The organism is Streptomyces sp. WZ-12 (assembly GCF_028898845.1).
Classification (GTDB): domain Bacteria; phylum Actinomycetota; class Actinomycetes; order Streptomycetales; family Streptomycetaceae; genus Streptomyces.
On record NZ_CP118574.1, the window covers coordinates 621882 to 646129 of the forward strand.

Sequence of the window (24248 nt, forward strand, 5' to 3'; positions counted from 1 at the left end):
GCCTCCTACTCGTACGAGATCTCGTAAGTGCCGGCGCCGTCGCGGTCGATCCACAGGATCCAGTCGCGGCCCGTCCATTCGCCTGCGGGGCTGCCGGGGGCTGCCGGGTCCGGGGGAAGCGGCTGCCCGGCGAGGGTGCTGAAGACGCCCTTCCCGGTCATGTCCTGGAAGTCGAACTGCCAGGGGACAGCGGTGGTGTTGCCCTGGTAGCCATGGCCCCAGTGCCTTTTCAGCGGCTTCTTCGAGGTGACCTTGGGGTCCGGGATGCCGTGCGCGGTGCGGACCGTCTCCCAGTCGCCCAGCATCCGATCATTGAAGTCGCTGTCGGTACAGGTGGCTGTCCTGCCGCCGAAGAGGAGGGGACCGGTACTGACGAACAGGCCGTCCGGGGTGGTGTGTTCCAACCATTCCTTGCACGTGGAGGTCTTGCTCCCGTGATGGCCGACCTTGAGCCACAGGTTCTTCTCCCGACGGAACCACTTCTCGGTCGGGTCCTTGTCGAAGTCGATCAGGAACTTCTCGTTCTGCTTGAGGGCATCGGCCATCAGCAGCACCTTCTGGCGCTGCCCGCCACCGTCCACCGCCCCGGTCAGCACGAGGACCAGGCTGCTCAGATTGGCGAGCGCTTCTTTCTGGGCGCCTTGGATACTGGCGATCCCCTTCAGATGAAACGCACCGCTGTCGATCAAGTAGAGGTTCGGCGCGGCAGGTGTCACAGGGGGGAACAACGGCTCCGGAAGTCCCTGGTCCGGCTTCTCCCGTGGCGGATGCACCACGCGGTGCCCGCTGGAACTCGTCAGGCTCGCGGGGTTGGTGAGCAAGGTCTCCATGAAGCGGAAGCTCCTGTTGCCTTCCTTGTAGTCGCCGGATGCCATGGAGTACCAGACGTTGTTCAGGGTGTACCGCAGCTTCTTGGTGGAGTCGAGAAGGACGTCCCCCAGCAGGTTGAAGTGGTCCTCGTCGGGATGACTGATCAGGAGGTAGTCCAGGACGCCGGGGTTGACCAGGTCCCCCAGGTGATCGTCGATCCGCTTCCGGAGGTGGTCGATCAAGCGCTGCTTGGCCGTGCCCGCGGCCGACGGCCCCCCTGCCTGTGGCCGCGGCGCCACCTCTCCCCCGGGTTTGGACCCGCAGTCCAGCAGCACCGCCGCGTCCGCCTTCGGCGCCCCCGGTTTGTAGAACGTGATCAGGGTGCAGTCACCCTGCCCCACGTTGAAGAACACCACCTTGACCGGCATGTTGTCCCCTTGATGGCGTTGGTCCGAAACGAACCGCGCACGTACGGACGACAGTCCGCAGCCGCGCGGTCGCCGGGCCATCCCACCGCAAGCGAGACCGATGACCGCCAGGAATCCCCTTCTATGGCGCGTTCCGGAGCAACCCTGGCCTAATGTCCGCCGTCCGACGCGCCGCCAACTAACGGCATCCGAACCAACAATCGACCGACCCAAACAAACGGCCTACCTCTCCCGTTGCAGTTGGCTATCACCCCTGACCAGGGCCAATACCCAACTGCAACACGAGCACCAAGCGGTCGGCTCCGGAAGCCCTTCGGGGGTGACTTGAGCACTCGCCTTGCGCGTGGAGCCCAGGTAGCGGAGCGCACGTGCCACCGGTGTCATTGCGCACGACGCCAGCGTGGCCCCTCTACAACCAGGCGGGAGATCCGAATGCGGACCGGGTCCGCGGCGGCGGATGCGCCCAGTTTCCGTCCACGGTTTCCGGGCTGGTTGGCCGCTGCGGGTCAGCCGCGCACCGCAGCCATGCACTCGTCGTAGAGGTCCATGATGTCGCCCTTGCCATCGTTGGCGACCCAAGTCATCGATGCGGCATCCAGGCATGCGAACGCCGTCGCGATCACCGCGCGGGCCTTCGCGCCCGCTTTGCCGGTAGCCGCGTCCATACGGGACTCGATGAGCGGCAGCAGGTCCTCCTGGAACCGCAGTCGCTTTTCGAGCCAACCGGCGCGCAGCGAGGCGGTGTTGTACAGGAGGCGGAACCGCTCCAGGGCCTGTTCCCGACCGTCGTGCAAGGCCAGTACGGCAGCAACTCCCGCACGCAGGGCGTCCCAGACATCGACATCGGCGGGCTGTTCGCCGATCGCGTCCATCAGGACCTGCCCGAACCGGTCCCGGCCGCCGCCGAGAAGGTCCTCCTTGGCGCCGAAGTAGCGGAAGAGGGTGCGCTGGGAGACGCCGGCCTCTCGGGCGATCTGGGCGATGGTCGTCTCGTCGTAGCCCTGCTCGGTGAACAGGCGCAGCGCCGTCTCCAGAATCTCACCCACAGCTTTGATCACCGGTGGCACCAGCGGCATCGGCAAGGCGACCGCCGAACTACTCCACTCCCGCGGCTACCACGTCATGGTCACCGGCCTCGACAACGTCGCCGACACCGGACTCCCCGAAGGCGTCACGGCCGTGCGCGCCGACGCACGGTCCCTGCCGGACATCGACCGGGCAATGGATCAGGCACGCCGGCAACTCGGCTCGCTCGACCTGCTCTTCCTCAACGCGGGCATCTCCCGCCCCGGCCCGATCGAATCGACCGACGAAGACGCCTTCGACGCCCTGTTCGACACCAACGTCAAGGGAAACTTCTTCACCCTGCAAAAGGCGCTGCCGCTCCTCAACGAGGGCGCCTCGGTCGTGTTCACAGTGGGCGCCGCCGAAGGACTCGGAGCCGCGATGACAGCCGCCAAGGGCGCTCTGCTGCCCCTCATGCGGTCCCTCGCACTCGAACTCGCCCCCCGCCGCATCCGCGTCAACGCGGTCAGCCCAGGAATGATCAACACCCCCGCCTACAGCAAAATGGGCGTCTCCCAGGAAACGATCGACTCCTGGGCCCGGGACGTCCCGCTCGGCCGCGTCGGCGCTCCCACCGACATCGCCGAAGCCGTGGCCTTCCTCGCCTCGGAAGCCGCCGGCTACATCACCGGCGACAACCTCACCATCTCCGGCGGCATCGGCGTTCGCTCCAACGCCTGAGGAATCCGCCCAGCCTCCGACGTTCACCGCGCCCCAGATCGCCGAAGTCACAGCGCTGGACTGCCAGTTGCCCACCGAGTCCGGAGCCCGCCCCCGCACTGGTCGTGCCCCGAGCTCACGCACCGTTGCCCCCGAGCCAGGCCCGTTCAATGCACGCCAACCACCCCTACGGGCGCGGCGGAGCCCTGGTCCACCTCACCGCCTACGACATCCACCGGGCCGAGGTCTTCGGCCGCCGCGAACAGAGCACAGGCACCGCGCCGTTCATGAGACTGGTCGAGCAGGCGACGGGCAACGAACCCCACGCCAGCGCGAATCGGGCCTTCTCCTTCGTCGACAACGACTCCTCGCACCGCTGCAGGCGGGCCATCGACCGCCTGGCCTCCCGTTCCCGAACGCCGTCAACGCCACGGCACAGCCGCACCCGTGACGCTCACTCAGGACTCAGCCGACCAGCCGAGCCAGGTTGTCCAGGGTGCGCAGGGCTTCGACCTCCGGGACGTTGGGCAGGTGGAAGGTGATGCCCGCCGCGCCGGCCTCCCGGTAGGCCGCGATGATGTCCGGGTCGGGCGGGGCGGCATTGACAATCACCGGTATTTCCGGGGCCACTTGCGCGATCTGCTGGGCCGCCCCGGTGGGGTCGGTGATGCCGTCGGCGCTGGGCATCCAGCCGCCGAACCGTTTGGCCCGGGCGAGCGCCCTGGCGCTCTGGCCGCCCACGTACACCGGCGGGTGCGGTCGTTGAACCGGCTTGGGCCAGGCGAAGATCGGGTTGAAGTCGACGTGCTCGCCGTGGAATTCGGCCTGATCTTCGGTCCAGATCTCGATGATCGCGGCGATGCGCTCGTCCAGGAGCCGGCCGCGGGTGCGGGGGTCGGTGCCGTGGTTGCGCATCTCCTCGCGGTTCCAGCCCGCGCCGATACCGAGGACCGCCCGGCCGTTGGACAGGAAGTCCAAGGAGGCGACCTCCTTGGCGGTCTGGATCGGGTCACGCTGGACAAGCAGGGCGACGCCGGTGCCCAGCAGCAGGTTCTCGGTCACCGCGGCAACCGTGCCGAGAACGACGAACGGGTCGAGCGCCCGGAAGTACTGCCGGGGCAGCTCGCCGCCACGTGGAGACGCGGCGCTCCCGGCCGGAATGTGGCTGTGGTCAGCCACGAACAAGGCGTCGAAGCCGCGTTCTTCCAGGGCACGTCCGAGCCTTGCGGGGTGGATGGACTCGTCGGTGGCGATGGTGTGGATCCCGAACTTCGTGGTACCTAATCCGGTTCTCATGGTGCACACACTAGATCCATCAACCTGGACTGACAATCCAGGTTGATGGTTTCCGTTGATGGCAGTGGTCAGGCCCGCGAACGAAGAGAGCCTGACCGCAGTGGTTTACGACGGCACCGGACTGATCGCGCGACGACTCGGCCAGGCGTCGCCATCCGACGAACTCTCAGCCACGTGACGACGGCCCCGGCGGGCCGTACGGCACTTACGGGCGACCGCCCTGAGGCCATCCCTGGGCGTTGAAGACGGCGATGGGGTCCAGGTAGTCGCGCCAGTGCGTCACCTTGCGGTCCTGGATGGTGACGACGGAGACGAAGCGGTTGTCGTAGGGCCGCCCCGTCGGGACCGACGTGCCGTGGACCTCGTACTCCAGGACGACCACCGAGGTCTCGGGGTCCCGGTGCACGCGGAGGTTGTCCGCACCGTGCAGTGTCACGTAGTCGCCGTAGTCGCGGTAGAGGTCGATGATCCTCTGGCGTCCCTCGACCCGCCGGGGGTAGCCCGGCACGGTGATCACGTACTCGAAGACCACGTCCTCGGCCAGCAGGTCGTAGTAGTCCTCCCCGTCGGCCAGGCCGTCCAGCCCCTCCCTGATGACACGGAAGAACGGGCTGTTCGCCCCGACCAGGGGGGTGTCGTCGCTGACGGTCTTGCTCACTTCGCCTCCGCGGTCCAGGCGCGGGCGTCGCGCTCGGCGAACGCGCGGAAGGTGGTGGCCGGCCGGCCGGTGACCTTCTCGATGTCACCGGTGGGCGTGGAGCCGTTGCCGGCGATGATGGCGCCGGTGAGCCAGCGCATCATCGCCGCGTAGTCGGCGGGGACGCCCGCGGCGAGCGCTCCGTTGATCCACGTCTCCTGGTCGGTGTCGCGGTAGTCGACGGGGCGGCCGCTCACGGCGGCGATGGCGTCCGCGACGGCACCGAAGGTGAGGGCCCGCGGACCGGTGAGCAAGTACGTGGCACCGGCGTGGGTTTCGGGGTCCAGCAACGTCTCGGCCGCGACCGCTGCGATGTCGGCCGCGTCGACGAAGGCTTCCGTGTTACCGGCGCTCGGGGCCGTGATCACTCCGTCGATGACCGGGAGGTGGTCGTCGGCGAAGTTCTGCATCACCCACGAGGGGCGCAGGACCGAGTGCGTGATGTTGTGCCGGGAGGCCAGATCGGCCTCGACGGCCGCGATGTCGATCCCCGGCGGCGCCTGGTCGGCGTTGTAGACGCTGAGGTAGGTGACGTGACGCACGCCGGCCGCCTCGGCGAGATCCAGGAACGCGCCGACCTGGTCGGCGTAGCTGACGCGCATCGTGGGTGTGACCAGATAGAGGCGGTCGACGCCCGCCAGGGCGGCCGTGTGGGTGCCCGGGTCGTCCCAGTCGAACCGGACGTCCGCTCCACTCCGTGCCGCGGTACGGGTGATGCGTCCTCGCTGAGCGAACACGTCGGCGAGCAGCGAACCGGTCCGGCCGGTGCCGCCGAGGATGAGTGCGGTGGAGGCTTCGTTGTTCATAGCTCCATGCTTGAGGCCCGAAGCGAGATAACCCATGCGTGATTCGCTTGGATTTTTACGTGAAGCTCTCGCACCTTGACCCTTGGCGCTCGTGCTGGCCAAGCTGATCCCATGGACCTGCTGACCGAACACCTGGTGCGGGCGCGCGCCGCCGGAGCGGTGTTCGCGCGGACGGTCGCCGAACCGCCGTGGGGTCTGCGGCTGGGCGGTTCGATACAGCTGTCGGTGCACACGGTCGTCCGCGGTCGGGGCTACCTCTGGCTGAACACCCCAGGCAGCGCTGTGGAGCTCATACCGGGAACCGTCACGCTGGTCCGTGGCGGCCCGGACCACTACATCGGGCACGAGCCGGGCGCCGAGTGCCTGGAGCCGGAGGAGTTCCGGGCACGGCACGCCCAAATGGGGCCCGGGGACAACCCGCAGGCCACCGTGTTCCTGTGCGGCGCCTACCAGTTCAGCGGCGAGGTGGGCGGCGGGCTGCTCGACGCGCTGCCCCAGGTCATGTCCCTCTCGGCGGCCGACGACGATCCGCTGCGCGACGTGATCACTTTGCTCTCCCGCGAACTGGTCCGCAACGAACTGGCCCAGCAGATCGTCCTGGACCGTCTCCTGGACCTGCTTCTCGTCCTGGCCATCCGCAGCGACTTCCGCCGCAGCGCGACCGCACCGCGCTGGTACCGGGCATCCGCGGACCCGCGGCTGGGCGCCGCGCTGCAAGCCATGCACGAGAACGCGGCGCACCCGTGGACGGTCCCCGAACTCGCCGCGGTCAGCGGCCTGTCGCGAGCCGCCTTCGCACGGTCGTTCCGGGACGCACTCGGCCAGACCCCCATGCAGTACCTGACCGCATGGCGCATGACCCTCGCCCGCGACCACCTGCGCGCCGACGATCTCAGCCTGGCCCAGATCGCCGACACCGTCGGCTACGGCTCGCCCTTCGCATTCGCCGCGGCCTTCCGCCGCCACCACGGACAACCCCCCGGAACCTGGCGGCAGAAGGAACGAACGACCGCAAACGCGCGGCTGCTGACCACACATCCCGGCTCGTGAGCGGTGTTCGGCAAGACACCTCGCGGGTGAACTCCTGGGCACCGGCCCGCCTGTGTGGGCGGAAGGCCGTGGCCGAGTGGACGGCTGCGGGTGCGGGTGCGGGTGCGGCGAAGTGCACCGGCAACTCCTGGACCCGCTGGCTGACATCAGGGCGGCCGTCCCGATTCCTTTCCGCACAGCGGGAGACGGGGACTTCACCTTGCGGGTGCTGACGCGGCCCGGCGTGCGGGCGAGCCGTACGCGAACAGAGGCGGGGGTAAGTCGGGTTGCCTGATCGCTGAATCTTCGTCAGTGGCGCGTGTAGGGCGCCACGAACGTCGCCGAGGCGAAGGCTCGCCGCTTGATCTCCTGCAGGGTCTGGGCAGGCGGCGTGCTGCCGTCGAAGGAGGTGGGCATCGGTTCGTGGAGCGCGTACAGCGTCAACTGGTACCTGTGGGTGCTGCCGTGGGGTGGGCATGGCCCGTCGTAGGTGGCCTCCCCGAAGTCGTTGAGTGCCTCACGGGCGCCGGGGAGAAGGTGATGGGCGCTGATCCCGTGGGCACTTGGGGGGATTCCGAGTTGGAGCCAGTGAATCTTGTGGATATCGAGGTCGACCATGGTCAGGGCGAGTTCCCGTGTACCGGTCGGCACGTTCGCGAAGTTCAGACCTGGCGAGTAATCCCTTGGATCGTCGCAGGTCATGAGCGAGGTGAACGCTCCGGTGCGGTCGAATCCCCGTCCCCGGGTGAGGGTGAGGGGGCCGGTGGGCGCAGTGGTGGTGCGCGTGGTGGCCGTGGTGGACGTGCGTGTGCTGGGGGCGGGCTCTGACGTGCCGGAGCAGGAAGCGCATGCCAGCAGTGCCGCCGTGGCCGCGACGATTGCCAGGGGTGGATGTCCTCGCATGCGGCCCACTGTAGAGATGACGGGGGTGCAAGATGAGCCATCCACGCTGGTCCACCCCAGCGGTGTACGTGTGGCGGTCCCCGGTCCATGGCGGGGACCGGCCTTACTCGATTCCCCGCGATGGGCGCTGCTGCTCGGCGTCGCGGATGGCACGGGCGGCGTTGATGAGTCCGATGTGGCTGAAGGCCTGGGGATAGTTGCCGAGGGCTTCTCCCGTGGCGGGGTCCGCCTCCTCGGCAAGCAGGCCGACGTCGTTGGCGTGCGCGAGTGCGGCCTGGAACACCTGCCGTGCCCGGACGACATGGCCGGTCAGAGCGAGGGCGTGGGCGAACCAGAAGCTGCAGAGCAGGAAGGCTCCTTCCGCTTCGTCGATCTCGTCACCGAGGTAGCGGCGGACAAGGCCGTTGCGGTCGGTGAGCTGGGTGGCAACGGCGAGCACGGTGGACTGCACGCGAGGGTCCTGCGGAGGCAGGAAGCCGACGATGGGCAGCATCAGCGCCGAGGCGTCCAGTTCATCACTGCCGAACGCCTGGGTGAAGGCGCCCGAACGGGGGCTCCAGCCGCGCTCTTCGATGGCTTGGCGGACGTTGTCTCGCTCGTGGCGCCAATGGGGTACGCGTTCGTGGGCCTGGAGGGCGGGGGCCATGGAGATGGCGCGGTCCAGGGCGACCCAGCACATCAGTTTCGAGTGCAGGAAGTGTCTGCTCGGTCCGCGTCCCTCCCAGATGCCCTGGTCGGGCTCGGTCCAGCGACGGGCGGCCGCGTCGGCTGCCTGGACCAGGAAGGCGCGGGTGGGCGGGTCCAGACGCTCCCCGGGTGGGAGGCACTCGTGGGCGGCGTCGAGGAGTTCGCCGTAGACGTCGAGTTGACGTTGGCGCCAGGCGTCGTTGCCGATCCGTACGGGGCCGCTGTTCCGCCAGCCGGTCAGGTGCGGCAGGAGCCGCTCGCTCAGATCACGTTCGCCGCCGATGCCGTACATGATCTGCAGGTCGACGCCGCGGTCGAGTTGGGTTGCCGCCGCCCGGGCAAGAAAGTCGAAGAACCGGTTCTTCTCCTTCTCACAGGCGGCCGTGGCGAGCGCTTGCAGGGTGAAGCTCGCGTCGCGGACCCAGGTGTAGCGGTAGTCCCAGTTGCGCATCCCGCCCGCCTTCTCGGGCAGGGAGGTGGTGGCCGCGGCGACGATGGCCCCAGTGGGAGCGAAGGTCAGGGCTCGCAGCACGCGTCCGCTGTGGCCCACCTCGTCCTGCCAGGGGCCGACGTAGCCGCGGTGGAGCTTCGACCAGGAACGCCAGCCTTCGACGGTGTCGGCCATGCGGTGCCGGATCTGCCCCGGCCGCCAGCCCACCGACTCCCTTTCCCACGCCGGCACGACATGTAGGGCGAATCCGAGGCGGTGCCCCGCCGAGAGCGGGATTCGGCCGTGCGCTGTGGAGCCGCTCACCCGCAGGTCGACGGGGCTCGACAGCAGAAGAACATGGGCGCCCCCGTACGCCGCGAGCCCGCCCCGCACGGCTGACAGGAGGGGGTGGACGAGTCCGAACTCCGGGCGCGGCGCGTAGGCGATCTCGATGTCCACCCGCCCTTCGGTGCAGGTGATCTGCCGCAGGAGCGTTCCGGGGGACGCGGTGCCGAGCGCGTGACCACGTTCGCGCCGTCCCAGAGCAAGGGCGTCCCGCAGGACCGCCGTGCCCCCGGGGGTGCGGAAGACCGTCTCCAGAACGAGGGTGTCCTCGACGTACCGGCGGCTGATGTCGACCGGGCCGGTAGGGCGGATGGACCAGTGGCCGGCGTCCTCGTCGAGGAGCCGGGCGAAGAGCGCCGGGCTGTCGAACCGGGGCAGGCACAGCCAGTCCACCGAGCCGTCGGAGGTCACCAGCGCGGCCGAGCGGCAGTCGGACAGCAGGGCGTGGTCGCCGATCGGCCGCGCACTCATGCGTGGCAGCCCGTCCACCGTGGGCCGGACGAGTCCAGGCCGGGACGACGTGAGCAGTTGCCTGGGCCGCAGGTCTCCCCAGGTGCCTGACGAGTGTGGTGGATCCCAGCCTCCCTGAAGAGCTGATTCACCTCCAGGCAATCAGCACGATCGGCGCATCGCACGTGCCGGTTGCCGACAGTTGCCCCGACCGGGTGGCATGGCCTGCTGCCGCGCTCGCCGGCCGGTCGGCGTACGTCGTGTCTCCCCGCTGCCGCGTGGCGAGGCGGCCCCGCTTCATCAGCGAGGTCCCGAGGCCGAATCTCGGCGGCCGAGGACGAGGAAGCGTCTACCTCTGAGCGGTGGGCTGGTTCTGTGCGTGGGCGCGGAGGAGGAGGGCGATCCAGCTGCGGTAGGGCCGCCAGGCGTCGGCGATCGCGGCCAGACGGGCGGTGTCGTCAGCCGTGGTGGCGTCGAGGCCGTACACGGCGGCCATGGCTTTGTGGACACGGGGCTCGGCCGCGGGGAAGACGTCGGGGTGTCCGGCGCCACGGATGAGGATCAGTTCGGCGGAGAACGGGCCGATGCCGGGCAGTTCCTTGAGGTCGGTGAGAGCGAACTCGGCTGGCTCGGAAAGGAGTTGGGCGGCGTCGAGGCGTCCGTCGAGGGCCGCTTCGGCCAGCGCGTGCAGGCGCTCGACCTTGATGCGGGTCAGACCGGGGATGTCACTGATGCGCCGCAGCGTGCCCGGGGTGGGGAATGCGTGAAGTCGCCGGCCCGCGACGTCGACGGGCTGCCCGTGTTCCTCGGCGAGGCGCGCTTTGATGTGGGCGGCCTGGGTCATGCGGATGCGATTGCCGATGATCGTCCAGGCGGCGGCCTCGTACGGGGAGTAGAAGAGCACCGGCCGCAACCCCGGGAACTGCGCTTGCAGCCCGGCGACGACCGGGTCTGCGTCCGTGAGGGCGGGGAAGCCGGTGGCGTCGGTGTCGAGGGAGAGGACGCGGGCGATCTGGGCTCGTACCGCCTTGGCGGCGGGGGTGCCCACTGTGGGTTCGGTGACCTTGCCGTCCTTGTAGAGGGTGTAGTCGGCGTGGACGGTCCCGGCGGCGCCGCCTGCCGCCTCCTTCTGTCGCAGGGCGCATCCGATGACGGACCGGCCGTCGTCGGCGGGAAAGGCCATCCGCAGTACCCCATCGGGGGCGTGATCGTAGGAGGCAGGGGTGAAGCCCTCCAGGAACCGGGTGGAGGCGGCCAGCGAGAACGGTCCCTTGGGTGTGAAGGAGAGGGCGGGCATGGTCAGCGCGCCTCGTGAACGGTCAGGACGTAGCCCTCGGGTCCGACGAAGGAGAACATCGGGCCGAAGGGGCTGTCCGAGATCGGCGTGAGGATCTTGACGCCGTTGGCGGTGAGCTGGTCGTGGAAGGCCTGGGTGTCGGGGGTGGAGAACCACAGGGCCACGCCTAGATGAATGAGTCCGATGTCTTCAGTGGTCATAGGCGATCAGTGATCGCTTGGCTGGGGCGTTGGTGTTCCAGTTGTGCCAGATCGCCGTGGCCAGGGCGAGGAGTCGTTGGCCGGTGCGGGCGAAGACACCAGCGGGTGTCCGGCCTCCGTGTTGTTCGAGGCTGAGCTGGCCTTTGAGGGTGTCGAATACCGCCTCGATCCACTGGCGGACGTGGGCCAGGCGTCCATGCCGGACAGGCTCGTTCTTCAGGTCCGGCCGCACCAGATGGACGCCCAGGCGCTCTTCGAGGAACGCCTCGAACTCCCGCCCGGCGAAGCCCTTGTCCGCAAGAATCACTTGACCGGAGCGCATGAGGTGGTGGTCGCGTTCCAGCAGCGCGGTCATCACCTGGCGTTCGCCGAGTTTGGGGTTGGCCAGGCACCAGGACACCGGCATGCCCTCGGCTGTGGTCAGCAGGTAGAGCCGCAATCCCCAGAAGAAGCGAGAATGGCTCGCGCAGTAGCCGTATCCGGCGTGCCCTGCCAGGTCGGAGCGTTTGACTGTCTCGCGGGAGGCGGCGCACGGCAGTGGTGTGGAGTCGATCAGCCGCAGGTTGTCGTGCCAGGTGGGCACCTGCCTGGCCAGTGCCTGGATCACGGCCGAGATCAGTGGGCCGGCGGCGTTCAGGCGCTTGTTGTAGGCGGATTGCTGGGGCAGGTAGCGAAAGAGGTGTCCCAGTCGGGCGTGTACGAAGCGGATCCATTGCCGGGCCGAGGGAAAGCCCAGTAGGACCTGGGCGACGGCCAGGCACAGCAGTTCGGCGTCTGTCAGTTTCGGGGGTCGCCCGATCCGGCGACGAGGGGCCACATGGTCATCGATGAACACGTACAGTGCAGCCAGAAGGGCGTCCAGGTTTGTCGTCACACACGAGCCAACGGGCGCCCTTCGCCATGGTCGCGGCCAGCACAAACATCGGACTCATTCATCTAGGCCGGGGCGGCCGGCGTCCAGGTCGGTGCCGGGCAGCGGGTCGCGGACGGCGAGCGGGACCGGCTTGGTGTCGAAGACGACCGCGCCGGGAGGCGAGGCGGGGGTACAGGTCAGGCCGAGGTTCTTCTCGCAGAACCCCGCGGCCGCCTCAAGGTCGCGGACCTGGAGGGCGATGAAGTCGGGGCCATCGATACTGACGGGCATGTCTCTCTCCCTGTTTAATGTCAGGATTTTGACATACGTGACACTAGGCCCCACCCCCAGAGGTGTCAAAATATGGACATGAAGGACAGTCCGCCTGTGCAGGTCCCGCCGCCTCACCCCGCCAAGGACGCGCTCGACCACGTGGGATACCGCCTCAAACGCGCCCATGCCGCCCTGCGCCGCGCCATGGACCAGGCGCTGCGCGAGCACGACCTGACCGTTCCGCACTACGCCTGCCTCGAAGTCCTCGCCGCTCGCCCCGGCCTGTCGAACGCGGAGCTCGCCCGCGCCACCTTCGTCACCCGCCAGTCCATGAACGTGGTCCTGCGCGGGCTCCAGGAAGCGGAGCTGATCGACCGGCCCGCTTCCGTAGAAACCGGCCGGGCCCGCCCCACCACCCTCACCGGCGAAGGCCGACGCCGCCTGAGCGCAGCACAAGGAGCCGTCTACGCGATCGAGGCACGCATGATCGAAACGGTACCCGGCGAACGCCTGACCGGACTTCTCGAAGACCTCGACCGGATAGCGCGCGCACTCACCGAGTGACGGCAGCGTCGGCGACCGCAGTTGCCCAACTCGCCTCGTCCCCGATCTGACCGAACTGCACAACTGGCTGGCCGAACGCGGCATGACCGACCGGTACTTGGCCACGGGCGTCGAGACCGTGCTGCCCTTCCCTCACAACGAGCTCGGCAAGGTCCGCAAGAACGTCCTCCGGCACCGGCTCACCAGCACCCAGCCACTGTCCACCACCGACTCCTGAGCCCCGTCCCACCCCACACACCCTGCATGACCAGCAAAAACATGGATCGCCCCGCACAATCCTGTGAGGGGCGATCCACCTCCCCGAAAAGCAAAACGGCCGGACGACCCAACCCTCCGTCAGATCGGCGTCGGCTGGGTCCTTGGCACCCACACGCCGCGCAGGCTCCTCCTGGCCGCGCCCGCAGGGCACGAGTCCCGATGCCGGCAGGCCGGACGTGGTGTTGTGCGGCACCGCGCATCCGGGGATCGGTGGTCGCACCAGGATGCGCGGGGTTCAAAGGGCCCTGGCGGGCGCGGCGTTGTCGAGGCGGTCCCAATCCGCAGCGAGAAGGGCATCCGCTGGGGCGGACGCCCCCTCAACGCCGCAGCCTGACCGACCGCGAACCGCAGCCCCGGAGTGCCGAAAGGGACAAGTTCACGAGAAGGACAGCGACAGAAGGACGACTCAGGAGGCGGACGGCTCGATCTCCCCCGCAAAGACGATGACTTGGTCGATGAGGCTCCGCCGCAGATGGACGACGTCCGTTCCCGCCAGGCGGGGGCCTCCATCCGGCGTGGTGAAGACCCACCGGTACCGGGCCCACTCGTCAGGCATGTCCACCGCTGAGCAGCGCACCATCGTGCCGGTCCCCGCCGGGTGGCGCCGGATGTCCAGCACGAACCGCTCGACCGCCGCGATTCCTTCGCTGCGACCCAACGGCCCCCAGAAGACCACGTCTGAGGTCAGGGCCTGGGAGAGCAGGGCAGTCACATAGCTGTCGTCCGAGGCGTTAAACGCGGAGATGAACGTGTCGATCGCTGAGCGTGCCGTCTCTTCCTGCATGCCCCAGTAATACCAGCCGTTGCGCGTGCGCTCGTCCCGCGAGCCGCTTTCCGATCACGGTGGACCGTCCCGGTCACAGCACTAGCTGTACTGACCGGGCACGTTGATTGAGAACAGGGGACCTGATCGGCAATCACGATGCGGGGGTTGAGTGTCTGTCAGCCAGGTCCCTGGCGAGCTGACTGATGCGTGCGCGGGCCGTCTCAGGGGCGAGCACCTCGATGTGGTCGCCGAACTGAAGAAGCTGACGCACCGACTCGATGTCGGGGTAGCGCACGACGACGACGCACGAGCCTTTTTCCGCGTCGGAGACATGATGGATGCGGGTGCCGAGGATGCGCCGCGCCAGGTCGAGACCCTTTTCCGGCAGGCGGATGGTCACGCTCACGCGATCTTGCTCCTCAGTGCGTTTCTTCAACACGGCCCATCTGGTGCGGAGGGTTTCGCCTGGTTGGAGCACGGCTGGTGCGTCTAGCTGTTCGAAGGCTGACAGTCGTTCCAGAGCGAGCAGCCGGCTGTCGCCCTGGTCATCGGCGACGAGATACCAGCGACCTGATTTCGCCACGATCCCGTACGGGTCGACCACCCGTGTCGAGGCCTGGCTCTCGGCGCTGCGCCGGTACAGGATTCGAAGGCGTCGCCGGTGTCGCAGGGTCGAGGCCAGATCCGATACTTCGACCGCTGCCTCGGGGGCAGCAAACCACGCGGTGCTGTCGACAAGCACAAGGTCAGCCAGCCGCAGCGGGCTCGGCGACTCAGGTGCTGCAGCCTGGCGGGCGGCGATCTTGCGCTCGGCCGACTCCCACGCCGCAGTTAGGCCCATTCGCTCACGTAGTGCGCTGTCCAAGCCGGCCACGGACAGGGCCTCCAGTTCTGGTGGTTCCAGATGGGATGCGCTGAGCCGTGCACTGGGGAGCAGGACGATCCCGCCGTTCCGCCCACGTTCGGCATAGACGGGCACGCCCGCTGTCGATAGCGCCTCGACGTCCCGCAGCACAGTCCGCCGGGACACCTCAAGACGCGCGGCGAGCTCCGTGGTAGTGAGCCGCTGACGGGTCTGCAGGAGCAGCAGGAGATGCAGGAGCCTTGAAGCCTTCATGCTTACCCATGTTCTCAGAAAAGGTGACAGGTTCCGTCGCGATTGAGTGATCCACTGGGTGCTGGACCGAGAAATCAACGAGTTGAGGAGCACTCCATGCCCGCACCGAACCTGTTCCTGATCGGCGTCCGCGACGCCGAGGCCGCCACCGCCTTCTACGGCGACCTGTTCGAGATCGAACCGACCTTCACCAGTCCCCACTACGTAGCCTTCGAAGCTGCCCCCGGTGTCCTGTTCGCACTGTGGACGGGCTACAGCGAGCACGCGGTCCCGAGCCTCCCTCGTACGACAGAGATCGGACTCATGGTGCCGGGGCCATCGCAGGCGATTGACGAGATCTTCACGAGGTGGGCCTCGAAGGGGGTCCACGTTGTGCAGGAGCCGCATGATGCTGTCTTCGGCCGCACGTTCGTGATTACGGACCCTGACGGCAACCTCATCCGAGTCTCCCCGGTCGACTGACCTGCACTATCCCTCCCCGCATATCTCCAAGCTGAAGGGCCGGCCACCATGGCCGGCCTTTCAGCCTGTCTCGTGGTGCGCCGCGAAAGTTCCGCCGGTGATTATTGAGCGGTCAGGCGTTTGTTGATGTCCTCGACGTCGAACTGGCTGGGGTCGAAGGCGCCGCCGACCCATTCGAGGAGTTCGTCGTGTTCCTCGTGTTCGGGGTCGGTGATGGCTTCGAGGAAGTTCGCGTAGCCCCACGGGCCGCCGCAGTCCTCGGGCGGACAGGCCCGGCGACCGGTCAGGCAGCGGGGATAGGCCGTTTCGGGGTCCCGGGGCAGGGCCTTCTCCACCTCGATGCGGTGCACCCAGTCGTCACCGAAGTCGTAGGTGTAGCTGATCTTGTCCCCGGCGGCTGGCGCGACGGCATGGAGCGGGACCTTGCGTTCGTCGCGGTGGCCGAGCTCGCTGTCGCGGCGGCCGTAGTCACCGGCCGGGGTCTCGAAGAGGTGCATGTGGTAGTTCTCCCAGCCCATCGCCTGCTGGATCACCAGGTGCAGGCGATCGAGCGTGAGGTCGGCCGGAACCTGCAGCCGCCGCCAGACCGGCGGGCGGATGTCGGTCAGGGTGACCTTGATCTGCAGGACGGAGTCAGCGGGCATGGCACGGTTCCTTCGCAGCGACGGCGCTCTCGTCCTCAGTCTGGCGGGGCCGCCCCTTGTAGTTCCAACTGAACGGGCGGGCAGTCTCGTTGTGGGCGATGGCGAAGTCGGTGACCTTCTCCAGCAGGTCGGCGCGGGAGGAGAAGTCCCCGTGCCGCAGGACGGCGCGGGCCAGGAGCGAGAAGAAGATCTCCACCTGGTTCAGCCAGGAGGCGTGTTTGGGGGTGTAGTGCGCCACGATGCGGGGGTGTTTCGCCAGCCAGGCCCGGGTGGCCTTGGAGGTGTGCGAGGAGCCGTTGTCCAGCACCAGATGGATCGTCAGATCTGTGGGAATGCATCGCTCCAGCCGGGCCAGGAACCGGATGAAGTGCGCGGAGTCGTTGCGCGGCAACTCCTCCACGACGGCCTGTCCTGTGTGCACGTCCAGCGCGGCGGTGACCGAGACGGTGCCGTGGCGGACGTACTCGAACTCCCGCCAGCGCACCCGCCCGGGGCCGGGCGGCCGGTCGGGGTGCTTGCGGGAGCGGGCGGCCATCGCGGTCTTCTCGTCCACCGAGAGCACCACCGAGCGCGGCGGGCAGGTGCGGTAAAGGTCGCAGACCTCGGCCGCCTTGCTGAAGAACTGTGGGTCGGCGGGCCGGGTCAGCCAGCCGCGGACCCGGTGCGGCTTGACCTGGAGCGCGGCGAGGATGCGCCCGGCCTGGGAGGCGGAGTTACCGGTGTCCGCCAGGTGAGCGGCGATCAGCCGGTCGACCAGCCACCATAAGGGCGCGGCGGCGTACTGGTGGCCGTCGCGACGATCCGCAGCCGGACCTCCGGCCCGTACACGGGCGGCCGGCCCGAACGGGGCCGGTCCTCCAGCCCGGCCAGCCCCTCTTGGGCATATCGGTCGCGCCACCGCACCACCGTGGAGACATCCACCCGCACGATCTCCGCTATCCGCCAGGCCGAGCACCCACCAGCAGCCAGCAGGACTATACGAGCCCGGCGGACCACACGCTGTGGAGCGGTATGCGCACGCACCCGCTCCAACAGCACGCAACGATCATCAGGATCAAGCACCATGCCCGATCAACGAGCCGATGGCCATCGGCGGAACTTCCGCGGCGCAGCACCAGGCTGCTCGATGGCGATATGGGTTCGTGACCGCCTCCACGGGCCGTCGAACGACAAGGACTTCGCCGACTGGTATCGACGTGACGGTCGTCTGCGCCTCTCACCTCGGTTCAGCGGATGTGAAGGCAGTCTTCGGCTGGTCATATGCTCCGCCCAAGGCACGCAGACACTCGGCACGAAGGCCGTAGGTATGAGCCTGTCGCATCACGTTGTTGGGCGTGGGCCCATCCACCATCCATCGGTGACGACATCGGCCGGCGACCGACCGAGTTCCGATCCGTGAGGCGGCCGTATCGCTCAACCCACACCTTCTCGGCCTCGGCCGAGCCGCTTCGCACACGGTGACGCGTACATGCGCACCCTCGTCGGCTCCCCGGACTGGGCGGGTCCGGCGAGACCGGAGCAACGAGCGCCCAAGTCACCGGTTCCTGGTGGCGTCGTTGACGAGTTTCACCAAGACCCGCCGCCGCTCCTGGGGGCTTTCGTTCGCGGCCTCCCCCAGCATGAGCGTGACCGCCGAGGGCACGGCCAGCCACCACGCCGCCAGCGCGCGGGCGGAATAGAGCAGGTACGCCGGAGCGACGTCGGTGCGCAGGAACCCGTCGGCCTGAGCCTTGGCGACCGCGCGGACATTGTCCGCGTAGTGCTCGGACCGTTCCCGGGCCGCGGCGAGCGACGCGCGGCCGGACTGTAGCGGATCCGGGTCCAGCCCCTCCCACAACAGCAACCGCAGGTAGTGCGGGTAGGCCCGGTGGTAATCCCATACCCGGCCGGCGAACTCCCCGAGGTCCGCGGCCTGTTGCTCGGCCAGCGGGACGGCGACGGCGAGCTTACTCATCTCCTGTTCCAGCACCGCACTGAACAGTTTCTGCTTGCTGCCGAAGTACTGGTAGATCCGCTCCTTGTTGACCCCGGCACGGGCGGCAAGGCGATCCACCCGCGCGCCCAGCGGGCCGTGTTCGCTGTACTCGAAGACGGCGGCGTCCAACAGCCGCTGCCTGGTTCGCTCGGTGTCCCAGGCCATGACGTCATGGTACCAATCTCCAACTCGCCAGTTGTACTCGTTCGGACAGCACGTTAAAATCCAACTCACCAGTTGCATATTTCGTCCGCAGTGGAGCATCGATGGGCGATGGATCAACAACCAGAGCAACGTTGCAGGACGTCTTCCGCACGGTCTCGGAAACCGGATTCGGTGAGAGATTTCTCGACCGGCTCGCCGACGACCTCGTGTTCACCGCCGCCGGGACCTCGCCGCTGGCCGGGCGCTACACCAGCAAGGCCGAGTACAGCGAAAAGGTCCTCGCTCGGCTGCACGAACGATTGGCCACCCCGATCCGCCCGACGGTCGAGCAGATGCTCGTGGACGGGGAGTGGGCGATGGTGCGCTTCCGTAGCGCGGGTGTCCACGGGCACAACGGGGCCGATTTCAGCATGCAGTACTGCTGGTTGATCCGGGTCGTCGACGACCGGATCGTCGAGATCACCGGTTTCTACGACACGAAGAAGATGATCGATTTGTTCGCCTGAGGACTGTTCACGTCGAGACTCGGCGTCGGCTCGCTGCTCGTGACACGACCGCGGTGGCAGCCAAGTAGCCGACCTGAACCGGCCTTTGGCCCATCCACCGGATTCCCACGCGAGAAAGGGCTGCCGATGAACGACAGCAAGTCCCTGGACGACCGGCTCCGCGTCATCGAAGACCGCCTGGCGATCTACAACCTGCTTGCTTCGCACCCGCTCAGTGCGGACACCGGCGAGCCGGACTTCATCGAATCCATCTACACGGAGACCGTCGTGTTCGACCGCGGCGCCGGACTGTCTGGCGCACACGGCCGCGACGCGATGGTCGACCTCGTCGAAAGCGCAGCACACCACACCGCGATCGCCGGCGGGCTCGCGCACTTCGGCAACCTGCCGCTCGTCGAACTGCACGGCGACACCGCCGTCGCCACGTCATACATCGCCCTCATCACGCCAGACGGGAAGGGGCAAGAGCGCGAACTGGCGAACCACGGAACATCGACCGGGTTCCGCATCCATCGCCTCGTCGCCAACCGATGGTCCCTCGTCCGCGAAGACGGCCGGTGGTCGATCGCGGCGCGGACCGTCCTGCCCATGGACGGCAGCGGCCCCGCACTGGAGATGGTCCGCCAGGCCGCCACCTACTACGCCGACCGCTGAACGATCCCCCACGTACAACGACGTCCACCAGGCTGCGGGCGGACTTCATGACCGCCGCACCTGCCAGTCGCTCCACCGCTCGTAGGAGATCTTCAAGGCGAGTGCCCCGACGCGCCAACACAACGGGGTCACCTGGCCGCAGGCGGCACCAGAGCTGGATCCGTCAGAAGATCGCCAGTGGATTGACCGGGATGCCGGTCAGGCCGTGGATGCGCGGAGGTGCCACCGTGAGCAGGAAGGCGTAGCGGTTGAACTCCGCGCAGACGGCGGCCAGTTCTTCCAGTTCCGCGACGTCGATCAGGGGCATGCCCAGCAGCGGCAGAGCGACGCGGTGCAGGGGGCCGGGGACGGCGGGATCCACCGGCGGGTGGGCGTCGCCGAGGTCGCCGGCGTACAGGGACACGCCGCGCCGGTGCATCCACCGCACCGCGTCCAGGCTGATGCCCGGCATCGGCCTGTCGGGGTCGATGGTGTGGACCCACCCACAGCGCACCACCAAGGCGTCCCCGGACTCCAGCCGTACGCTCTGGCGCGTCTCGGCCGCCTCGAAGTCCTCTGAGGTGATGGGGTGCCCAGCGGGCAGCGGGCCGTCGAAGGCCAGGTCGAGCAAGACGCCCCGGGTGGCGATCCCGGCGGCGAACGCTGCCGTGGAACCGTGCCGCACGCCGGCCGGTGTCACGCTCTCGGCGAGGGGGCGCCCCGGGTAGACCTGGCCGTCCAGGGTCTGGTGGCTCAGGGCGTCGAGGTGGGTCGAGCGGACGTGATGGTTGGTCACCAGCATCACGTCCGCCGTCGCGGGTGCGCCTCCGGTGTACTGCATCAACTGCTGGACCGGCGAGACGTCCTGGGTCGTGGGCGCGAAGGGCCCGCTGACGAGCGGTGCCGGCCGGATCGGCTGGGCCAGTGAGACCGCTCGTCCGGTACGGGCCTCCGCGGCGCCCCTGGCCCGGGCTTCCTCGGTGATCAGGTTGAGCGTGCCCAGCTCGTCGCCCGGACCCCATCGGCCCCAATTGCTGGGGAAATCCTGCTCGTTGGCCGTTTTGGTGGCGTCGTTCTCCGGTTCCGTACTCATGGCGATGAACCTATGGGAAAGCGTCGGCCGCCCTTCCGGTGGGTGTGCCGCGGCCTCGTGGTCTACGGCCGCCGGGGGCGGGAGTCGGGCAGCGGTGTCATCGCGGGTGACCCAGCCCCGCGACGAGGAGCGAGACCAGTCGTCGTGCGTCGTATCGGGGGTCGCTCTCGGCGCCGATGCAGAGGTTTCCGATGCCGCGCATGAGCTGGTAGGCATCGATCCCGGAATGGATCTCACCGGAGTCGGCGGCAGCGTCGAGGAGTTGGGCGCACACCGGCAGCAGACGTTCGAGGAAGTAGGTGTGCAGCGTCTCGAAGCCGGCGCCGTCGCCCTGCATGGCGGCGGCTAGGCCGTGTTTGGTGACCAGGAAGTCGACGAAGAGGTCGATCCACTCCCCCAGGGCGGCATGGGGTGTCGGGCCTGCCGCCAGTAGCGCTGGGCCGGCCTCGGCGCAGGCGTCGATCTGGTGCCGGTAGACGGCGATGACGAGGTCCGCCCGGGTCGGAAAGTGCCGGTAGATCGTGCCCAGGCCGACGCCGGCCTGGGCCGCAATGTCGCGGACCGGCGCTTCCACTCCCGAGGCGACGAAGACCGCGGCGGCAGCCTCCAGCAGGGTCTGCTGGTTGCGCCGGGCGTCCTTGCGCTTGGACTGGGACGAACTGCCCGAACCCTGGCCGCTGTCGCTCACCGCGGCACTCCTTCCGTGAGGTGCATTGCAAACCGGAACGACGTTCCGTATCGTTAGCGGAGCAACGTTCCGTTTCCATCCGATGGTACCGGCGAGCGAGCCACCGAGGCCGCTGCTGCCGCCATCACGCTCCACCCGGGCAGAAGAGCACGGCCCGCCGGCGACCGACGCCGATACGGCATCACACGAGCAGCACTCCTCACTTCCCCACCCGAGCCAGCCCCGCGACGCCGCCAGCGAGCCAAACAGCACGAAGACACTGAACGAAAGGCACCTCCATGTCCAACTCGAAGACCGCGAACGCCCAGCAGATCGCGGACACACCCGCCACGACGGTGGTATCCGCGAGGCCGGTCGTCCTGTCCGCCCCGGGCCGCGGCGAGGACCTCCAAGTCCGCGTCTCCGCCCCCGCGACCGGCAGCAACCTGCCCGTCATCCTCTTCTCCCACGGCTTCGGTTGGTCGATGGACGGCTACGCCCCGCTGGCGGACCACTGGGCCGCACACGGCTTCGTGGTCATCCAGCCCACCCACCTCGACTCCCGCACGCTCGGCATCCCCGCCGAGGACCCCCGCACGCCGCGGATCTGGCGCTTCCGCGTCGAAGACCTGACCCGCGCGCTCGACGGACTCGACGTTCTGCAAGCCTCCGTGCCCGGCCTCGCCGGACGACTCGACAGCGACCGCATCGCCGTGGCCGGCCACTCCTGGGGAGCCCAGACAGCGAGCACGCTGCTGGGCGCCCGCGTCCTCAACTCCGAGGGCACGCCCGGCGAGGACATGTCCGACCCCCGCGTCACGGCCGGTGTGCTCCTCGCCCTGACCGGCCTCGGCGATGACCTGACCCCGTTCGCCGCCGAGCACTTCCCCTTCATGAGGCCGTCCTTCGCCACCATGACCACACCGGCCCTCATCGTCGCCGGCGACCACGACCAGTCCCACCTGTCCGCCCGCGGACCGGACTGGTTCACCGACCCCTATACCCACAGCCCGGCGAACAAGAGCCTGCTCACCGTGTTCGGAGCGGAGCACTCGCTCGGCGGCATCCCCGGCCGCCAGGTCGCCGAGACGACGGACGAGAGTCCCGAGCGCGTCGCCCTTGTCCAGCGCCTCACCACGGCCTTCCTTCGCAGCGCCCTGCACGGCGAGGACGCCGACTGGAAGGCGGCGGCCACCGCACTGGAGGGCGACCCCGCCGCGCTGGGGAGGCTGTGGAGCAAGTAGACGCATGCACCAGGGCCACGGCGCGGTGCCGGTACGTGGCACGAGGAGCGAACACCCGGGCACCCCCGCCCCGAGCCGTGAAGTGCCGCCCACCCCCGACCGGCACCTGGCAGAGATGGTCGACGCCACCAAGCAGTCCGCATCGCACGTCATCCGAACGAACAAGGACCCAACGCCCATGACGCAGCCCCTCCCTCCGCGCTTCGGGATCATGACGGCCCCCTCGCAGGTCGACTACCACGACATCCTGCGGGTCTGGCACGAGGCCGACGCCATCCCGGAGATCGAACACGCCTGGCTGTTCGACCACCTCATGCCGATCGGCGGCGACCCCAACGGGGTTACCTACGAAGGCTGGACACTCCTCTCCGCCCTCGCGGCCCACACCCGGCGACTGCGCCTGGGCGTACTCGTGACGAGCAACCGCTTCCGCCCGCCCGCACTACTGGCCAAGATCGCCGCGACCGTCGACGTCGTCTCCGGCGGACGCCTCGACTTCGGCATCGGCGTCGGATCTCGTCCCAGCCACCCCGCCGCCCGACGCGAGTACGAGGCCCATGGCCTGCCCTTCCACGACACCGACCGCGCCGTGGCCCACCTCTCCGAAGCCTGCACCGTGATCCGGCGACTGTGGACCGAGGCCGAACCCTTCGACTTCCACGGCACCCACATCCAACTGACCGGCGCCTTCGGCACCCCCAAGCCCGTTCAACGCCCCCACCCGCCCCTCCTCATCGGCGGACGCGCCGCCTCGACCCTGCGGGTCGTGGCCCAGCACGCCGACGTGTGGAACATCCCTGGCGGTGACATCGACGACGCGGTACGGCGCAGCGCGCTGCTGGACCGCTACTGTGCCGAGATCGGCCGCGACCCCGCCGCCATCACCCGCTCCACCGTGCTGCCGGTCTCCTACACTCACCCCGACGCGACCCGGAACGCGATCGGCGAGGCCACCAGCGCCGGGTTCCAGCACATCATCCTCGGCCTGCCGGCGCCCTACCCCGCGGGCGTCGCACGATGGATCGCCGACGAACTCATCACCAGTTCGCTCCGGGAACACCGCTCGGCGTGAACGTGAAAACGCCACGCCCCAGAACGGAATAGCAACGTTAGTGATGCGCCCCGACCTCACCGCCGACGTTGAGCAGGGGCCACCAAGTGGCATCACCCCCACCCCGCACATCAACTTTGATCAGGGTTCACTTTCCTGGCCTTACGGAATGCTTACCAATTGACATAGCCTCTGACCAAAACGAGATCAGCGGCACCTGATCAAGACTCATCAGCCGGATTAATTACGGCATTCTTACAGCGCGGAAAATCTGCTTGCCGCATTCACGCCCGCCCAATTGAATCGTGGTTACCGGGAGGCGTTCCGGGTGGCCGAATGGGTCGACCACCGAGAGTCAACCGGTGCCGCTGAAGGGCGGCCAAACCCAAAGGGGATGGTCACGTGTTTCGCGACAAGGGGACGACAATCTCGAAAGAGGGCAGTCGGGCGTCTCGCGGCAAAAAGCTCGGGAGGGCGCTCGCGGTAGGGGCATCCGTCGTCGCACTCGCCTCGGTGTCGTTCGTGGGCGCGGGTCCGGCGTACGCGGGCAGCAACGGCCAGATGGTCGGCGTGTCGACCAGGTACTACCCTAACGCCCGCGTTTGCGGGAACAACCAGAACAACGTTTACACCTGCACGCCTTGGTTCCGGGCCGGCTCCGCTCCGCGGGTCTACCCGAACTACTGGTTCAAGGGCTACGTCCAAATCAGTAGCGGGTCCGGACTCGTCGCACGCAAAAGCATCCACGTATACGTTCCGGTGAGTCAGGGAAGTGACTACTTCATCTACGACGGCTTCGCCAAGTACACCTTGTAGCCATCCCGGCTGAGCCAAGTAGGGAGCGCCGGTCGGATTTCTGATTCCCGAACCGGCG

Annotated in this window: 28 protein-coding genes and 1 pseudogene; 10 read left to right on the top strand and 19 right to left on the bottom strand. The window is 68.2% G+C overall.

Annotated features, from left to right (window positions below; genetic code table 11):
• Positions 1-5 precede the first annotated feature (5 nt).
• Both PV796_RS02190 and PV796_RS02195 read right to left on the bottom strand, forming a co-directional pair.
• On the bottom strand, positions 6-1238 hold the full coding sequence (locus tag PV796_RS02190) for a ComEC/Rec2 family competence protein (protein ID WP_274911067.1): 1233 nt from the start codon (positions 1236-1238) through the stop codon (positions 6-8).
• A 506-nt stretch (positions 1239-1744) separates the two neighbouring features.
• Positions 1745-2284 (bottom strand): TetR/AcrR family transcriptional regulator, encoded by a 540-nt coding sequence (locus tag PV796_RS02195; RefSeq protein ID WP_274911069.1) that lies wholly within the window; start codon positions 2282-2284, stop codon positions 1745-1747.
• A gap of 4 nt (positions 2285-2288) precedes the next feature.
• Here PV796_RS02195 and PV796_RS02200 point away from each other — a divergent pair, with 4 nt between their 5' ends.
• Positions 2289-2984, top strand: a complete 696-nt coding sequence (locus PV796_RS02200) for an SDR family NAD(P)-dependent oxidoreductase (RefSeq protein WP_274911070.1) — start codon at positions 2289-2291, stop codon at positions 2982-2984.
• Between the two features lie 444 nt (positions 2985-3428).
• On the opposite strand, the gene PV796_RS02205 is transcribed toward PV796_RS02200, so the two are convergent.
• The 3 genes from PV796_RS02205 to PV796_RS02215 form a co-directional block, all read right to left on the bottom strand.
• Positions 3429-4259: an LLM class F420-dependent oxidoreductase gene (locus PV796_RS02205; protein ID WP_274911072.1), complete on the bottom strand. Its 831-nt coding sequence runs from the start codon at positions 4257-4259 to the stop codon at positions 3429-3431.
• Positions 4260-4464: 205 nt separating this feature from the next.
• Positions 4465-4917, bottom strand: a complete 453-nt coding sequence (locus tag PV796_RS02210; protein WP_274911073.1) for a nuclear transport factor 2 family protein — start codon at positions 4915-4917, stop codon at positions 4465-4467.
• On the bottom strand, positions 4914-5762 hold the full coding sequence (locus tag PV796_RS02215; protein WP_274911074.1) for an NmrA family NAD(P)-binding protein: 849 nt from the start codon (positions 5760-5762) through the stop codon (positions 4914-4916). Before PV796_RS02215 ends, PV796_RS02210 begins: the two co-directional genes overlap by 4 nt.
• A gap of 111 nt (positions 5763-5873) precedes the next feature.
• Here PV796_RS02215 and PV796_RS02220 point away from each other — a divergent pair, with 111 nt between their 5' ends.
• Entirely contained in the window at positions 5874-6812 is a 939-nt protein-coding gene (locus tag PV796_RS02220) for an AraC family transcriptional regulator (RefSeq protein WP_274911076.1), read from the top strand.
• A gap of 288 nt (positions 6813-7100) precedes the next feature.
• Here PV796_RS02220 and PV796_RS02225 read toward each other — a convergent pair whose 3' ends face one another.
• From PV796_RS02225 to PV796_RS02250, 6 genes and pseudogenes are all read right to left on the bottom strand, one after another.
• Positions 7101-7694, bottom strand: coding sequence for a YbhB/YbcL family Raf kinase inhibitor-like protein (locus tag PV796_RS02225; protein WP_342456878.1), 594 nt, complete (start codon positions 7692-7694; stop codon positions 7101-7103).
• Between the two features lie 103 nt (positions 7695-7797).
• The gene (locus tag PV796_RS02230) at positions 7798-9627 is read right to left on the bottom strand and encodes a glycoside hydrolase family 15 protein (protein ID WP_274911077.1); all 1830 of its coding nucleotides are present in this window, start codon (positions 9625-9627) and stop codon (positions 7798-7800) included.
• A 328-nt stretch (positions 9628-9955) separates the two neighbouring features.
• Positions 9956-10903: a DNA-3-methyladenine glycosylase family protein gene (locus PV796_RS02235; protein WP_274911078.1), complete on the bottom strand. Its 948-nt coding sequence runs from the start codon at positions 10901-10903 to the stop codon at positions 9956-9958.
• Positions 10904-10905: 2 nt separating this feature from the next.
• Positions 10906-11103, bottom strand: coding sequence for a VOC family protein (locus PV796_RS02240; RefSeq protein WP_274911080.1), 198 nt, complete (start codon positions 11101-11103; stop codon positions 10906-10908).
• A complete protein-coding gene (locus tag PV796_RS02245) occupies positions 11093-11977 on the bottom strand; it encodes an IS982 family transposase (RefSeq protein WP_274910934.1) in 885 nt (294 codons plus the stop codon). Before PV796_RS02245 ends, PV796_RS02240 begins: the two co-directional genes overlap by 11 nt.
• A gap of 63 nt (positions 11978-12040) precedes the next feature.
• Positions 12041-12247 (bottom strand): annotated as a pseudogene (locus tag PV796_RS02250) (VOC family protein); the annotation flags it as partial.
• A gap of 78 nt (positions 12248-12325) precedes the next feature.
• Between PV796_RS02250 and PV796_RS02255 the strand changes: the two are divergent.
• Positions 12326-12793: a MarR family winged helix-turn-helix transcriptional regulator gene (locus PV796_RS02255; protein WP_274911081.1), complete on the top strand. Its 468-nt coding sequence runs from the start codon at positions 12326-12328 to the stop codon at positions 12791-12793.
• 82 nt (positions 12794-12875) lie between these two features.
• Positions 12876-13010 (top strand): hypothetical protein, encoded by a 135-nt coding sequence (locus PV796_RS02260; RefSeq protein ID WP_274911082.1) that lies wholly within the window; start codon positions 12876-12878, stop codon positions 13008-13010.
• 447 nt (positions 13011-13457) lie between these two features.
• Here the strand turns inward: PV796_RS02260 and PV796_RS02265 are convergent, their stop codons facing one another.
• Together PV796_RS02265 and PV796_RS02270 are read right to left on the bottom strand one after the other, a co-directional pair.
• Positions 13458-13835, bottom strand: coding sequence for a nuclear transport factor 2 family protein (locus tag PV796_RS02265; RefSeq protein ID WP_274911083.1), 378 nt, complete (start codon positions 13833-13835; stop codon positions 13458-13460).
• Positions 13836-13968: 133 nt separating this feature from the next.
• Complete coding sequence (locus tag PV796_RS02270) at positions 13969-14934, bottom strand: helix-turn-helix transcriptional regulator (protein ID WP_274911084.1); 966 nt, start codon at positions 14932-14934, stop codon at positions 13969-13971.
• A gap of 96 nt (positions 14935-15030) precedes the next feature.
• On the opposite strand from PV796_RS02270, the gene PV796_RS02275 reads away from it, so the two are divergent.
• On the top strand, positions 15031-15396 hold the full coding sequence (locus tag PV796_RS02275; protein ID WP_274911085.1) for a VOC family protein: 366 nt from the start codon (positions 15031-15033) through the stop codon (positions 15394-15396).
• Positions 15397-15497: 101 nt separating this feature from the next.
• On the opposite strand, the gene PV796_RS02280 is transcribed toward PV796_RS02275, so the two are convergent.
• From PV796_RS02280 to PV796_RS02295, 4 genes are all read right to left on the bottom strand, one after another.
• Positions 15498-16040 (bottom strand): plasmid pRiA4b ORF-3 family protein, encoded by a 543-nt coding sequence (locus PV796_RS02280; RefSeq protein ID WP_274911086.1) that lies wholly within the window; start codon positions 16038-16040, stop codon positions 15498-15500.
• Complete coding sequence (locus tag PV796_RS02285) at positions 16030-16797, bottom strand: IS630 family transposase (RefSeq protein ID WP_274918823.1); 768 nt, start codon at positions 16795-16797, stop codon at positions 16030-16032. The genes PV796_RS02280 and PV796_RS02285 overlap by 11 nt, the downstream gene beginning before the upstream one ends.
• Positions 16782-17105: a helix-turn-helix domain-containing protein gene (locus PV796_RS02290; RefSeq protein WP_274911087.1), complete on the bottom strand. Its 324-nt coding sequence runs from the start codon at positions 17103-17105 to the stop codon at positions 16782-16784. The genes PV796_RS02285 and PV796_RS02290 overlap by 16 nt, the downstream gene beginning before the upstream one ends.
• 469 nt (positions 17106-17574) lie before the next feature.
• Positions 17575-18180, bottom strand: coding sequence for a TetR/AcrR family transcriptional regulator (locus tag PV796_RS02295; protein WP_274911088.1), 606 nt, complete (start codon positions 18178-18180; stop codon positions 17575-17577).
• Between the two features lie 101 nt (positions 18181-18281).
• Here PV796_RS02295 and PV796_RS02300 point away from each other — a divergent pair, with 101 nt between their 5' ends.
• Positions 18282-18686 carry a nuclear transport factor 2 family protein gene (locus tag PV796_RS02300; RefSeq protein WP_274911089.1) on the top strand — a complete coding sequence of 135 codons (405 nt, stop codon included), beginning with the start codon at positions 18282-18284 and terminating at the stop codon, positions 18684-18686.
• A 126-nt stretch (positions 18687-18812) separates the two neighbouring features.
• Positions 18813-19340 carry a nuclear transport factor 2 family protein gene (locus tag PV796_RS02305; protein ID WP_274911091.1) on the top strand — a complete coding sequence of 176 codons (528 nt, stop codon included), beginning with the start codon at positions 18813-18815 and terminating at the stop codon, positions 19338-19340.
• A gap of 163 nt (positions 19341-19503) precedes the next feature.
• Here PV796_RS02305 and PV796_RS02310 read toward each other — a convergent pair whose 3' ends face one another.
• The gene (locus PV796_RS02310; RefSeq protein WP_274911093.1) at positions 19504-20412 is read right to left on the bottom strand and encodes a cyclase family protein; all 909 of its coding nucleotides are present in this window, start codon (positions 20410-20412) and stop codon (positions 19504-19506) included.
• 97 nt (positions 20413-20509) lie between these two features.
• The gene (locus PV796_RS02315; RefSeq protein WP_274911094.1) at positions 20510-21100 is read right to left on the bottom strand and encodes a TetR/AcrR family transcriptional regulator; all 591 of its coding nucleotides are present in this window, start codon (positions 21098-21100) and stop codon (positions 20510-20512) included.
• Between the two features lie 278 nt (positions 21101-21378).
• Here PV796_RS02315 and PV796_RS02320 point away from each other — a divergent pair, with 278 nt between their 5' ends.
• The 3 genes from PV796_RS02320 to PV796_RS02330 all read left to right on the top strand — a co-directional run bounded on the left by PV796_RS02320 (position 21379) and on the right by PV796_RS02330 (position 24190).
• Positions 21379-22323 (top strand): alpha/beta hydrolase family protein, encoded by a 945-nt coding sequence (locus PV796_RS02320; RefSeq protein WP_274911096.1) that lies wholly within the window; start codon positions 21379-21381, stop codon positions 22321-22323.
• 178 nt (positions 22324-22501) lie between these two features.
• A complete protein-coding gene (locus PV796_RS02325) occupies positions 22502-23395 on the top strand; it encodes an LLM class flavin-dependent oxidoreductase (protein WP_274911097.1) in 894 nt (297 codons plus the stop codon).
• 381 nt (positions 23396-23776) lie between these two features.
• Positions 23777-24190 carry a hypothetical protein gene (locus PV796_RS02330; protein ID WP_274911098.1) on the top strand — a complete coding sequence of 138 codons (414 nt, stop codon included), beginning with the start codon at positions 23777-23779 and terminating at the stop codon, positions 24188-24190.
• Positions 24191-24248 lie beyond the last annotated feature (58 nt).

Excerpts from the sequence above, each read along its gene's own strand:
- PV796_RS02265 (WP_274911083.1), bottom strand. The coding sequence starts at position 13,835 with ATGCAGGAAGAGACGGCACGCTCAGCGATCGACACGTTCATCTCCGCG.
- PV796_RS02290 (WP_274911087.1), bottom strand. The coding sequence starts at position 17,105 with ATGGTGCTTGATCCTGATGATCGTTGCGTGCTGTTGGAGCGGGTGCGT.
- PV796_RS02320 (WP_274911096.1), top strand. The coding sequence starts at position 21,379 with ATGTCCAACTCGAAGACCGCGAACGCCCAGCAGATCGCGGACACACCC.
- PV796_RS02255 (WP_274911081.1), top strand. The coding sequence starts at position 12,326 with ATGAAGGACAGTCCGCCTGTGCAGGTCCCGCCGCCTCACCCCGCCAAG.
- PV796_RS02215 (WP_274911074.1), bottom strand. The coding sequence starts at position 5,762 with ATGAACAACGAAGCCTCCACCGCACTCATCCTCGGCGGCACCGGCCGG.
- PV796_RS02300 (WP_274911089.1), top strand. The coding sequence starts at position 18,282 with ATGGGCGATGGATCAACAACCAGAGCAACGTTGCAGGACGTCTTCCGC.
- PV796_RS02205 (WP_274911072.1), bottom strand. The coding sequence starts at position 4,259 with ATGAGAACCGGATTAGGTACCACGAAGTTCGGGATCCACACCATCGCC.
- PV796_RS02230 (WP_274911077.1), bottom strand. The coding sequence starts at position 9,627 with ATGAGTGCGCGGCCGATCGGCGACCACGCCCTGCTGTCCGACTGCCGC.
- PV796_RS02190 (WP_274911067.1), bottom strand. The coding sequence starts at position 1,238 with ATGCCGGTCAAGGTGGTGTTCTTCAACGTGGGGCAGGGTGACTGCACC.
- PV796_RS02295 (WP_274911088.1), bottom strand. The coding sequence starts at position 18,180 with ATGGCCTGGGACACCGAGCGAACCAGGCAGCGGCTGTTGGACGCCGCC.
- PV796_RS02260 (WP_274911082.1), top strand. The coding sequence starts at position 12,876 with ATGACCGACCGGTACTTGGCCACGGGCGTCGAGACCGTGCTGCCCTTC.
- PV796_RS02310 (WP_274911093.1), bottom strand. The coding sequence starts at position 20,412 with ATGAGTACGGAACCGGAGAACGACGCCACCAAAACGGCCAACGAGCAG.
- PV796_RS02225 (WP_342456878.1), bottom strand. The coding sequence starts at position 7,694 with ATGCGAGGACATCCACCCCTGGCAATCGTCGCGGCCACGGCGGCACTG.
- PV796_RS02305 (WP_274911091.1), top strand. The coding sequence starts at position 18,813 with ATGAACGACAGCAAGTCCCTGGACGACCGGCTCCGCGTCATCGAAGAC.
- PV796_RS02220 (WP_274911076.1), top strand. The coding sequence starts at position 5,874 with ATGGACCTGCTGACCGAACACCTGGTGCGGGCGCGCGCCGCCGGAGCG.
- PV796_RS02275 (WP_274911085.1), top strand. The coding sequence starts at position 15,031 with ATGCCCGCACCGAACCTGTTCCTGATCGGCGTCCGCGACGCCGAGGCC.
- PV796_RS02280 (WP_274911086.1), bottom strand. The coding sequence starts at position 16,040 with ATGCCCGCTGACTCCGTCCTGCAGATCAAGGTCACCCTGACCGACATC.
- PV796_RS02270 (WP_274911084.1), bottom strand. The coding sequence starts at position 14,934 with ATGAAGGCTTCAAGGCTCCTGCATCTCCTGCTGCTCCTGCAGACCCGT.
- PV796_RS02235 (WP_274911078.1), bottom strand. The coding sequence starts at position 10,903 with ATGCCCGCCCTCTCCTTCACACCCAAGGGACCGTTCTCGCTGGCCGCC.
- PV796_RS02325 (WP_274911097.1), top strand. The coding sequence starts at position 22,502 with ATGACGCAGCCCCTCCCTCCGCGCTTCGGGATCATGACGGCCCCCTCG.
- PV796_RS02240 (WP_274911080.1), bottom strand. The coding sequence starts at position 11,103 with ATGACCACTGAAGACATCGGACTCATTCATCTAGGCGTGGCCCTGTGG.